Raw genomic sequence first — 11,563 nt, forward strand, 5'->3', positions numbered from 1 at the left:
GCGTAGTCGCAGAAATGTAACCTGGGTTAACGCCCGCCGCGGATCAGACCGCCCAGACCACGCTGTTCCATAAACGCCGACATCATCTGGCGTACCTCCGTCGCTGACGAGGCTTTAAGCGCCTGGGTGCTGAGCTTCTGCGTTTCTTCGTAATCCAGATGACGCAGCAGGTATTTAACACGCGAGACGTTTTTCCCGTTCATACTGAGGTGGTGATATCCCATTCCCACCAACAGCGCCACGCAGGTCGGATCGCCCGCCATTTCACCACACAAACACAATTCCAGATTCGCCAAATGGGCTTCAACAGAAATGGCCTGCAGTGCGCGCAACATGGCCGGATGGAGGGAATCGTACAGATTCGCCACGCGCGTATTGTTACGATCGACCGCCAGCAAATACTGGGTCAGATCGTTGGTGCCTACCGAGATAAAATCAACACGCGAGGCCAGATGCGGGATCATAAACAGCATGGAGGGCACTTCAATCATGATGCCGATGCGCGGCTTCGGAATCGCATAGCCGAGCATCTCTTCCACTTCTGCACCGGCACGCTGAATCAGCCGTTTGGCCTCGTCGATCTCATCAATGTGGCTGATCATCGGCAGTAAGATGCTCAGGTTGCCGGAGGCGGCATTCGCACGCAGCATCGCGCGCACCTGCACCAGAAAAATTTCCGGTTGATCGAGCGTCAATCGAATCCCGCGCCAGCCCAGACACGGGTTCTCCTCGCTAATCGGCATGTAAGGCAGTTGTTTATCGGCCCCGATATCCAGCGTACGCAGCGTAACGGGCTTGTCGTGAAAGAGCTGTAACATGCCCTGATACTGTGCCACCTGCTCTTCTTCTGACGGGAATCCGCTTTGCAGCATAAACGGGATTTCCGTACGGTAAAGACCGATGCCGTCAACCCAACTGCCCTGCGTTTGCTCATGCTCCGGGCTCAGTCCCGCATTAAGCATCACCTGTATGCGCTGACCGCTTCTCAGTTCTGCCGGTCTGTCTACACCGCCTTCAGCCATCTTGCTGAGGGCATTTTCTTCATTGATTAACCGCTGGTACTCCTGCACGATCACCGGTTCAGGGTCGATCAGCAGTTCACCACGATAGCCATCGACAATCAGCAGGCGCTTATTGAGCTGGCCGGGCTGAATGTCTGCGCCCATGACCGTGGGGATCCCCATGGCGCGGGTCAGGATCGCGGCGTGCGAATTCGCGGCGCCGTCACGCACCACAATACCGGCCAGGCGATCATGCGGGATCTCGGCGAGCGTTGTCGCTGTCAGCTCATCGGCTACCAATACAAAGCGTTCGGGCCAGGCATTGACGCCCACCAGGGAATCATCAAGGTGGAACAGCAACCGCTGTCCAAGCACCCGCAGATCGCCCGCGCGCTCTTTCAGATAGCTATCCGTCAGGCTGGCAAACTGCGCGGCAAACTTTTCAATCACGGTTTTGACTGCCCACTCGGCCACGGATCCGCGTTCGATCTCATCGAAGAGATCTTTTTTCAGGCGGGCATCCGTTAACAGGTGCGAGTAGAGATCGAAGATTGCCGCGCTTTCTTTCTGCGCGCTGGCAGAAAAGCGTTTACTGAAGCGACGAAACTCACTAGCGGCTTCGCTCATCGCCAGTGACAAGCGCTCACGTTCGCGCAGTGGATCCAGCGTGGAGGCCGCGGAGACCTGATCGAGCAGGGGTTGAGTTTCATCCACCCAGCCCGGCGCAACCGCCACACCCGGCGCGGCCGCGATGGCGCGAACACGGGCCTGCCGATACTGGCCAAAAAGCTGGCTCAGCTGCGATTGTGACAGCAGGGCCGCTAGCTGGGTGGCGAGCGTAACCAGAAAAGACTCTTCGCTTTCGTCGAACTGGCGATGCTCGCGCTGCTGCACCACCAGCACACCCAGAAGCTGGCGGCGACTGATGATGGGCACACCAAGGAAAGAGCGATAGCGTTCTTCCTTAACGGAGGGGATGTATTTAAAGCTCGGATGGCTCTGCGCATCAGCCAGGTTGATAGGCTCGGCCAGGCGACCGACCAGGCCCACAATCCCTTCATCAAACGCCAGTTTCACCGTCAGGCCACGCGGTTTTTTCAGACCGCGCGTCGCCATCAGGTAATAACAGCGATGATCGTGATCGGCCAGATAAACGGAACAGACTTCCGTTTCCATCGCCAGACAGATCTCATTAACCAGGATGTCGAGTGCTTCGTTCAGACGGGGCGCACTCGCCACCTTTTCAACAATTTCTCGCAACTGAGTGAGCATAAAGGGCGTGGCCTATCCTCTTTTACGTCGATGGGCAGGATGATTTCGCTGCACCGCACTCTCCTGCATGGACATGACAACGCCTGCAAACTCCTTCATCACCCGACGGTACACATCGCGTTTAAAAGAGACAACCTGACGTACCGGATACCAAAAGCTCACCCAGCGCCAGCCGTCGAATTCCGGCGTGCTACTGTGTTGCACATTAATATCTGCATCACTGCACATCAACTGCAGAAGAAACCACTTTTGTTTCTGACCAATACAAACCGGTTTTGTGTCCCAACGCACCAAACGTTTTGGCAATTTGTAGCGCAACCAGTTACGGGTAGATGCAAGTATTCGGACATCCTTTCTGTGTAACCCTACTTCTTCGAACAATTCGCGATACATCGCCTGTTCTGCGGTTTCACCGGGATTGATGCCTCCCTGAGGAAATTGCCAGGAGTGCTGTCCAAAGCGCCTGGCCCATAACACTTGTCCCTGCCTGTTACAAATTACGATACCAACATTCGGGCGGTAGCCATCATCATCGATCACTGGACTACCTCAAAAGCTAAATTTGAATGGTCTGATTGTTTCACACTCCTTACAGGCGGTAAACCACTGGATTCGCGGGCAATGGGGACCGTAATCTCGGGATAACTCACAGAAGAATGCAAAGTTATAAACAAAGTACCGATAAAACATCGATCTTATTCACGTTTTCTGTGGATAGCTTTGTGTAGAACACGGGAGTTAACTGAATAACCCGTTGGAAGGAATCTGAATACGCTTTACTGTGATTCCGAAATAGCCATTGAAATATAAGACTATTTCTCTGCTGAGGTTTGAATAAATTCGTCTGAGTGACATTGTATAATGTCCTGCCGCTGACAATTGGCTAAAGATCCACCACCCGGCTTTTTATCCACAGAGATCGGTTCAAGCTTGCAGCAAACCGGCTAATTTTTGCTAAAAAACAGCAAAGTCAAGGCTGTAAATCGAACCAGTAACCCGTCTGATGCCAGGTTATCCCATCTTTCTGTGGATAACTGGTCATAAGATCCTGTTCATTGTTGATAGCAAGTTGGGATAACCTGACCCGTCGTTAACAGCATGAGGCGGTGCATTCTTAAAAAAGCACTATGTTTCATGTTATTATGCGCGCCCTACCCTGCTCATTCCTGTGGAAAACCTGACAGGCCGCAGGGCGCTTATTTTTTAACCATACCGGGTTACGCATATGATCACTCTTCCAGAGCCACCTGAAAACGAATCGGTACTGTTCGCGCGGGCGCAGGCACTGGCAGGTTTACCTTTACACTGTCTGGCAGAACAGGCCGGCATTCCAACGCCAGCCAATCTGAAGCGCGATAAAGGCTGGGTGGGCATGCTGCTGGAATGGCATTTGGGGGCCAGCGCAGGCAGTAAAGCCGAGCAGGATTTTGCGCATCTGGGCATTGAGTTGAAAACTATCCCTGTCGATCGTGAAGGCAAACCGCTGGAAACCACATTTGTCTGCGTTGCACCGCTGACCGGTAACAGCGGCGTGACGTGGGAAAACAGTCATGTTCGCCATAAACTGGCTCGCGTACTGTGGATGCCGGTTGAGGGTGAGCGTGATATTCCCCCTGGCGAGCGCCGGGTAGGCGCGCCCTTGCTGTGGAGCCCGACGGCACAAGAAGAAGACATGCTGCGTCAGGACTGGGAAGAACTTATGGATATGATTGTGCTGGGTCAGGTGGAACGTATTACTGCCCGTCATGGTGCCTGGCTGCAAATTCGTCCCAAAGCGGCTAACAGCCGGGCCCTGACCGAAGGGATCGGCGAACAGGGACAGCCCATTATGACGTTACCGCGCGGGTTTTATCTCAAGAAAAGCTTTACCGCCCCGCTGCTTGCCCGCCATTTTCTTCTCTGAATCCCCTTTCCCCAGGCCATGCACTATTTAAATGTGAGTTCGACAGATTAGGTGCGTATAATCTTCGTTTACTTTTCGTTTAGGATACGAGTGCAGGTATGTTCGAGTGGATTTCCGATCCTAACGCCTGGCTGGCGTTGGGCACCCTGACCATTCTGGAAGTGGTTCTGGGCATTGATAACATTATCTTTTTGTCATTAGTGGTGGCAAAACTGCCTAAACATCAGCAAGCCCGCGCACGGCGCATTGGTCTGATGGGCGCGATGCTGATGCGGCTGGGACTGCTGGCCTCGATTGCCTGGGTAGCAAAACTGACCAATCCCCTGTTTACCCTGATGGATCATCCGTTCTCAGCGCGCGATCTTATTCTGCTGTTTGGTGGCTTATTTCTGCTCTGGAAATCCAGCATGGAAATCCATGAAACTATCGAAGGTGAGGAAACCGAACACAAATCCAATGTGCATTCGTTCCTGGGAGCGATTGTGCAGATTATGTTGCTCGACATTATTTTCAGCCTCGACTCGGTTATTACAGCCGTCGGCCTTTCAGACCATCTGTTTATTATGATGGCCGCCGTGGTGATTGCCGTCTTAATGATGATGTTTGCGGCACGCAGTATTGGCGAATTTGTTGACCGTCATCCGTCGGTCAAAATGCTGGCGCTTTCTTTCCTGATTTTGGTGGGTTTCACCCTCATTCTGGAGAGTTTCGGCGTGCATGTACCAAAAGGTTACATTTATTTTGCCATGTTCTTCTCGATGGCCGTTGAGTGCCTTAACCTGATGCGCAGTAAGAAAAAAGTCAGCTAGCGTTGTCAAGGGCGGCGGCCTGCCGCCCACCTATTTTCAGATTGATACGATTAACCCAATCGGTAAAAGGATTTATTACTACACTTTTTTACAGTGGACGCGTTGCGAGGATAAGCACAATGAAAGGGCTGAGTAAGATTATATTGGCGGCCGTTGCCGCAGTGACATTAGGTGGTTGTAGTTCTGATTATGTGATGGCGACAAAAGACGGTCGCATGATTATGACGGAAGGCAAACCCAGCATTGATAAGGAGACCGGACTGGTACAGTACACCGATCAGTCAGGCCATACGGTACAGATTAACAGTGATGAAGTATCAACCATCATTGAGCGTTAAATGCGAAACGAGCAGGCCTGTCGACCTTTCCCTACCCGGCAGGCTGTTTCTCCTTGTTGTTTCCCTTTCTTAGCCGCTACGCCTCGCGCTATAGTCCCTTAAGACACAATATCCATCCTCAGAGAAAAGGAAGCCGGCAATGCATTATCACCGTATCCCCCATAGCACGCTGGAAGTGAGTCAGCTTGGATTGGGCACCATGACGTTTGGTGAGCAAAACAGCGAAGCCGACGCCCACGCGCAACTGGATCTTGCGATCAGTTCCGGCATCAACCTGATCGATACTGCCGAAATGTATCCGGTGCCGCCTCGCCCGGAAACCCAGGGCCTGACCGAAAAGTACATTGGCAGTTGGTTAAAAAAGACCGGCAGCCGCGATAAAATCATTCTCGCCAGTAAAGTCGCAGGGCCGACCCGCGGCAACGATGCCTCCATTCGCCCTAATATGGCGCTGGATCGTAAGAACATTCGCGAAGCGCTGGATGCCAGCCTGAAGCGCCTGAATACCGATTATATCGACCTGTACCAGCTGCACTGGCCGCAGCGCCAGACCAACTTCTTTGGCAAACTTGGCTATCAGTACAGCGCTTCCAGCGTCCCGGTGACCCTGCTGGAAACGCTGGAAGCGCTGGCAGAACAGGTGCGGGCCGGTAAAATTCGCTACATCGGCGTCTCTAATGAAACCCCCTGGGGCGTGATGCGTTACCTGCAACTGGCAGAAAAGCATGAGTTACCGCGCATTGTTTCTATTCAGAATCCCTACAGCCTGCTGAACCGCAGTTTTGAGGTGGGCCTGGCGGAAATCAGCCAGCATGAAGGCGTGGAACTGCTGGCCTATTCGTGCCTGGCTTTTGGTACGCTAAGTGGGAAATACCTGAACGGTGCACAGCCTGCTGGTGCACGTAATACCTTGTTTAGCCGGTTTACCCGCTACAGTGGCGAGCAGTCTCAGCTGGCAGTCGCAGAATATGTGGCGCTGGCAAACAAGCATCAGATCGATCCCTCGCAAATGGCTCTGGCGTTTGTTCGCCAGCAGCCGTTTGTTTCCAGCACGCTGCTGGGCGCCACCACGCTGGATCAGTTAAAGATCAATATCGACAGCGCCAACCTGACGCTCAGTAGTGAGATTCTGGAAGAGCTTGAGGCGATTCACCGCCGTTATACCTACCCTGCACCTTGATGCCATGTGCCAGCCGCAAGTGCGGCTGGCAGTCCTGACTGCCAGCCTGCGTTAACCCAATTCCAGAGCCAGCAGATCCTCGATACGCTGCGCGCGACGAATCTCGCGTGGCGTGCCGTTTTCAAACAGGATTTCCGGAATCAGCGGTCGACTGTTGTAGTTAGAGGACATGGACGCACCGTACGCCCCGGTATCGTGGAACACCAGATAGTCGCCGACTTTCGCGTCGGGAATCGCCCGCGTTTCCACTTTGCCCCCTTCAAGCTGGGTAAACACATCGCCGGACTCGCAAAGTGGCCCCGCGACAACGCTTTCACGCGTATCCTGTTCATCAATCTGTCGGTTGTCGCCAGCCATCAGGGAGATATGGTGATAGCTGCCGTACATCGATGGGCGCATAAGATCGCTGAATCCGGCATCCACCAGCACAAAGTGACGGCTGCCCATCTCTTTAACGGCCCGCACCTGCGACACCAGCACGCCTGACTCCGCTACCAGGAAACGGCCCGGTTCAATTTCCAGCTTCACGGCGTGGCCCAGATGTGAGGCAATACGCTGGCGCGCGGCGTCCCACAGGCCAAAATAGTGATCGGTATCAATCGCTTCCTCCCCATAGTGATAGGGAATGGATAAACCGCCGCCCGCAGAAATCGCCTCCAGATCCTGACCGAACGCCACCACCAGATCGACCATGGCATCGCAGACCTGCTGCAGGTGCGCATAGTCCACGCCCGAGCCGATATGCATGTGAATGCCGATCAGGCGCAATCCATATTGCTCAATCGCCGCCTGAGCAGCAGGCAAATCACTCGGCCAGATGCCATGTTTACTGTTTTCACCGCCGGTATTGGTTTTCTGGCTGTGGCCATGACCAAATCCCGGATTGATACGCAGCCAGACCGCGTGCCCTGGCGAAACCGCACCCAGCTGATGCAGCATATCGACCGAACCGGCATTCACCGGCACCTTTAGTTCTGCAACTCTGGCGAGTGTAGGTTCATCCAGCACGTCAGCCGTAAACACGATGTCGTCACCGCCGGGCGTAAAACCAGCCACGAGGGCGCGCTCAATTTCGCCCAGCGAAACGGAATCCACTTTAACCCCGGCCGATTTCATAAGGCGCAGGATGTGCGTATTTGAACAGGCTTTTTGAGCAAAGCTCACCACATCAAAAGCGTGAAGCTGTGCAATACGCTGCTGAATCACCTGCGCATCATAAGCCCAGAACGGGCCAGAATACTGGCGGGCAAGCGGCAGCAGATGATCAACGTTGAGGGCGGTTTCTGTGGTGTTTAACGGACGCGGCATAGCATGTCTCCTGTGGCAATCCTCCTATTAAGCCAGATTCGTGCCATGCCGAAAAATATCTGTTTTAATAGCATCTATGCATAAATGATATGGGATATCCCATGGCCACGATTAACTGGCGCCACATCGAGATCTTTCATGCCGTGATGACCAGCGGCAACCTCACCCAGGCCGCCACGCTGCTGCAAACCTCACAGCCCACGGTCAGCCGTGAACTGGCGCGGCTTGAACGGCAGTTGAGTCTGCAACTGTTTGAGCGCGTGCGTGGCCGTCTGCAACCGACGGTGCAGGGACTACGCCTGTTTGAAGAGGTGCAGCGCTCGTGGTATGGGCTGGACCGCATTATGGATGCGGCAGAAGGTTTGCGGCAGTTTCGTCAGGGCGAGCTGTCGATTGCCTGTCTGCCGGCCTTCTCACAATCGTTGCTGCCGCCCATTTGTCAGACGTTTTTACAACGCTATCCCGACGTCAGCCTGAACATCATTCCGCAGGATTCACCGCTGCTGGAAGAGTGGCTGTCGGCACAGCGCTATGATTTGGGCCTGACAGAAACGCTGCACGCACCTGCCGGTACCGATCGCCAGGCTTTACTGACCTGCGATGAAGTCTGTGTCTTACCGAAACAGCATCCTCTGGCGCAGCGCAACTTACTTACGCCGCAGGATTTTGCGGGTGAGAACTATGTCAGCCTGTCACGTACGGACAGCTATCGGCAGTTACTGGATGCACTGTTTCATGAGCAAGGCGTGACACGCAGGATGGTGATGGAAACCCATAGCGCAGCCTCGGTGTGCGCGATGGTGCAGGCTGGCGTGGGTATTTCTGTCGTTAATCCGCTGACAGCACTCGATTATGCTGACAGCGGGATCGTCATGCGTCCGTTTAGCGTGGCGGTGCCCTTTACCGTCAGTCTGGTCCGGCCGCGCCACCGGCCGGCTTCAGCACTGGTTGACGCGTTTGCGGCGCACCTTCAACATCAGATTGCCCGTTTTCCGGCGCTGATTGCGGCCAGGCTGGTTTAGGCGTGTACGCTGGCCGCCGCGCCGCCTGATTTACGGAAGGTGATCACGCAGACGATCAGCCCCACCGCCGCCAGCGCGGCCGCGGCAACCGGCACGCTGGTCAGCCCATAGCCACGGGCAATAACCGCTCCGCCTACCCAGGCGCCCAGTGCATTCCCGACATTAAAGGCCGAAATGTTCAGGGTCGACACCAGATTTGGTGCCTCCTTACCGTGGCGCACGACATTTATCTGCAAGCCGGGTACCGTAGCGAAGGTAGCCATCGCCCAAAGGAACAAGGTGATTTCCGCGAGCCACAGCGCATGGCTGGTCCAGCTAAACAGCAGTGAGAACAGCGCGATCAGCAGGAAACTGCCTGTCAGGCTGAGCGCCACATTGCGGTCAGCCAGTTTGCCGCCCAAAATATTGCCTGCCGTCAGCCCCGCCCCAATCAGGAACAGAGTCCAGCTCACGCCATGATCGCTGATGCCGGTGACCTGCAACAGCAACGGCGCAATATAGCTGAACAGCGTAAACATGGCGGCAGCAAAACAGACCGTCATCAGTAACGACAGCCACAGTTTACCGTTTGCCAGCGCGCTGATTTCGCTGGCCAGATTGACGGGCTTCTCGTTTTTATTTCCCGGCAGGCTGGTGATCAACGCAATAAAGGCCAGCACACCAATTACCGCAACGCCCCAGAAGGTGGCACGCCAGCCAAACAGCTGACCAAACCAGGTCCCCAATGGCACGCCTAATACGTTGGCTAACGTCAGGCCGGTAAACATCAGCGCCACGGCGGACGCCTGGCGATCGGCAGCCACCAGACTGGCAGCCACCACAGCGCCAATGCCAAAAAACGCACCGTGACAGAGGGCGGTAATCACCCGCGCCAGCATCAGAAGGTTGTAGCTGTACGCCAGCGCGCACAACAGGTTACCGATGATGAAGATGGCCATTAACAGAATCAGCGTTTTCTTGCGTGGCAGTTTCGCGGTCAACAGTGCCATGACCGGCGCGCCAATGGCCACGCCCAGGGCATAGCCGCTGATGAGCCAGCCCGCTGACGGAATGGTCACCTGTAAATCGTTTGCCACTTCCGGCAGTAACCCCATAATAACGAACTCAGTGGTTCCGATGGCGAACGCACTCAGCGCCAATGCCAGTAATGCCACAGGCATAACACTCTCCCAAATATGATTATTGCGACGCGGTTGCTTCCGCGTGCATCGCGATGAACAGGCTATAATTTATGATCTCTGTCACATTCTGTATTACACCATAGCTGACTGTCATCGGATACTCACACAGAGGCAACACTGTATTGCAGGAAAGGCAATAATTGACAGTAAGATGAACTATGCTTATTAAACATGAGGTTAAGGAGAAAGGGATAGCCCGCCACTTAAAACAAGCAGAAAGGTTGCCAGCGAAGTAGCCGTTTTTTAGCTAATACCGATTTTAGTTATCAATAAAGTATTAGCGTTGCCGATAAAGCTCTTATGAATCGCCAGATGAAATGCAGTCCAACTGACGCGGAGAGAGAATAATGCAACGGCTTACCCTCTTACTGGTACTGGGCTTAACGGGTTGCTCAGTCGGTCACTATGAGTACAGTAAAGAAGCTGAAAAGCGGGTTGATATGACCGTTACCGGCATTCCAACCATCATGGGGCTGGGCACGCTGGGTACGACCATTCCCCTGACCCCGGACTACAGCCTCACGGCGGCCCACGTGGCGAAATATTCGCTTTACCGGGTGAAAGCCTGGCATCCGGAGTGCGACCTGGCGGTGGTCTACCACAAGAACAGCGAAGCCAACCTTCCTCCTGCCTTCCGTAACAGCCACATTGGCGACAAGGTAAACCTTTACGGGTACAGCTTTATCTCGGCCATGCCGGTCAGCTCAACCGGTCAGAATCTGGTGAATACCACGCTGGCCAATGACTGGAACAAAGCTAACTGTGTGGTGGTGGCAGCGAATGCCGGCGTAGTGAAAGGGATGTCTGGTGGCGCGGTTTACAATGCCTCTGACGACACACTGGCTGGCGTGATTGTCGGCTACAGCCAGCGCATTAACGATAACCACAGCGGCAAGACGTTGTATAAAGACGTCGCCCTTTATGTTCCTTACTCTCGCTTTCAGCACTGGCTGGATGATGCCGTAAAATCTTAATTTTTGTCGGGCAAACCGGGATGCTTGCCCATCGTCTGTTCAGGCGGATTCAGCCACCTGTCCTCACGGGTTGCTTCGTAGTCCGGATTGAGCGGATAAGTAATACGGTTTTCGGGTTTGCTCACCTCGCCCACCACTAAAAAGCGCGCCTCATGGTCGCGGTTGTTGATAAAGGTATGGCAGATGCCGGTTCCGGCCGGAAAAGCAACGGCATCGCCCGGCGACAGCGGGTACAACTCACCGTTTATCCAGGCGTCAGGATGACCTTCAAGCACAAAGATAAACTCTTCTTCCGCGCTCTCCGCGTGCGGATAGGACATGCGGCGTCCGGGCAACAGCCTTTCATGGTGAATGCCGAGGCGGGTTAACCCCAGTAACCGCCCCAGTGGCGCGCCAATCGACATGCGCTCATCGCTGTCAGAATAGTGTTCGTTATCGTCGCCTTCCAGGTAAGCGTCGCATTCAGACCGTATTGACGTTCAGGCAGAGGGAAGCTCGACCTTCCATGGCAGCAGATCGCGGACCCGGTTCACCGGCCAGTCCTGTATATGACCGATGACGTAACGCAACCACGT

The 11,563-nt window shown here is 54.4% G+C and carries 12 protein-coding genes; 6 read left to right on the forward strand and 6 right to left on the reverse strand.

Annotated features, from left to right (window positions below):
• Nucleotides 1-26: 26 nt before the first annotated feature.
• Together ptsP and rppH are read right to left on the reverse strand one after the other, a co-directional pair.
• Nucleotides 27-2,273, reverse strand: a complete 2,247-nt coding sequence (ptsP, locus tag F7Q90_RS04795; protein WP_006120799.1) for a phosphoenolpyruvate--protein phosphotransferase — start codon at nt 2,271-2,273, stop codon at nt 27-29.
• 12 nt (nt 2,274-2,285) lie between these two features.
• Nucleotides 2,286-2,813 carry an RNA pyrophosphohydrolase gene (gene rppH / locus F7Q90_RS04800; RefSeq protein ID WP_006120800.1) on the reverse strand — a complete coding sequence of 176 codons (528 nt, stop codon included), beginning with the start codon at nt 2,811-2,813 and terminating at the stop codon, nt 2,286-2,288.
• A gap of 685 nt (nt 2,814-3,498) precedes the next feature.
• On the opposite strand from rppH, the gene mutH reads away from it, so the two are divergent.
• From mutH to F7Q90_RS04820, 4 genes are all read left to right on the forward strand, one after another.
• On the forward strand, nt 3,499-4,176 hold the full coding sequence (mutH, locus tag F7Q90_RS04805; RefSeq protein WP_006120801.1) for a DNA mismatch repair endonuclease MutH: 678 nt from the start codon (nt 3,499-3,501) through the stop codon (nt 4,174-4,176).
• A 98-nt stretch (nt 4,177-4,274) separates the two neighbouring features.
• The gene (locus F7Q90_RS04810; RefSeq protein ID WP_006120802.1) at nt 4,275-4,985 is read left to right on the forward strand and encodes a TerC family protein; all 711 of its coding nucleotides are present in this window, start codon (nt 4,275-4,277) and stop codon (nt 4,983-4,985) included.
• A 119-nt stretch (nt 4,986-5,104) separates the two neighbouring features.
• Complete coding sequence (locus F7Q90_RS04815) at nt 5,105-5,323, forward strand: YgdI/YgdR family lipoprotein (protein WP_006120803.1); 219 nt, start codon at nt 5,105-5,107, stop codon at nt 5,321-5,323.
• A gap of 139 nt (nt 5,324-5,462) precedes the next feature.
• The gene (locus tag F7Q90_RS04820) at nt 5,463-6,503 is read left to right on the forward strand and encodes an NADP(H)-dependent aldo-keto reductase (RefSeq protein ID WP_006120804.1); all 1,041 of its coding nucleotides are present in this window, start codon (nt 5,463-5,465) and stop codon (nt 6,501-6,503) included.
• Nucleotides 6,504-6,554: 51 nt separating this feature from the next.
• Here F7Q90_RS04820 and lysA read toward each other — a convergent pair whose 3' ends face one another.
• On the reverse strand, nt 6,555-7,811 hold the full coding sequence (gene lysA, locus F7Q90_RS04825) for a diaminopimelate decarboxylase (RefSeq protein ID WP_006120805.1): 1,257 nt from the start codon (nt 7,809-7,811) through the stop codon (nt 6,555-6,557).
• Nucleotides 7,812-7,912: 101 nt separating this feature from the next.
• On the opposite strand from lysA, the gene F7Q90_RS04830 reads away from it, so the two are divergent.
• The gene (locus F7Q90_RS04830; protein WP_006120806.1) at nt 7,913-8,833 is read left to right on the forward strand and encodes a LysR family transcriptional regulator; all 921 of its coding nucleotides are present in this window, start codon (nt 7,913-7,915) and stop codon (nt 8,831-8,833) included.
• Here F7Q90_RS04830 and F7Q90_RS04835 read toward each other — a convergent pair.
• Nucleotides 8,830-9,993 (reverse strand): MFS transporter, encoded by a 1,164-nt coding sequence (locus F7Q90_RS04835; protein WP_006120807.1) that lies wholly within the window; start codon nt 9,991-9,993, stop codon nt 8,830-8,832. The genes F7Q90_RS04830 and F7Q90_RS04835 overlap by 4 nt on opposite strands.
• Before the next feature lie 368 nt (nt 9,994-10,361).
• On the opposite strand from F7Q90_RS04835, the gene F7Q90_RS04840 reads away from it, so the two are divergent.
• On the forward strand, nt 10,362-10,988 hold the full coding sequence (locus F7Q90_RS04840; RefSeq protein WP_006120808.1) for a hypothetical protein: 627 nt from the start codon (nt 10,362-10,364) through the stop codon (nt 10,986-10,988).
• Here F7Q90_RS04840 and F7Q90_RS04845 read toward each other — a convergent pair.
• Entirely contained in the window at nt 10,985-11,461 is a 477-nt protein-coding gene (locus tag F7Q90_RS04845; RefSeq protein WP_044242531.1) for a cupin domain-containing protein, read from the reverse strand. The two genes, F7Q90_RS04840 and F7Q90_RS04845, sit on opposite strands and share 4 nt — an antisense overlap.
• A gap of 6 nt (nt 11,462-11,467) precedes the next feature.
• Nucleotides 11,468-11,563: transposase domain-containing protein (locus F7Q90_RS04850; protein WP_151160719.1), on the reverse strand; the 96-nt coding region annotated here is incomplete at its 5' end.

It is taken from the genome of Pantoea stewartii subsp. stewartii (genome assembly GCF_008801695.1).
Classification (GTDB): domain Bacteria; phylum Pseudomonadota; class Gammaproteobacteria; order Enterobacterales; family Enterobacteriaceae; genus Pantoea; species Pantoea stewartii.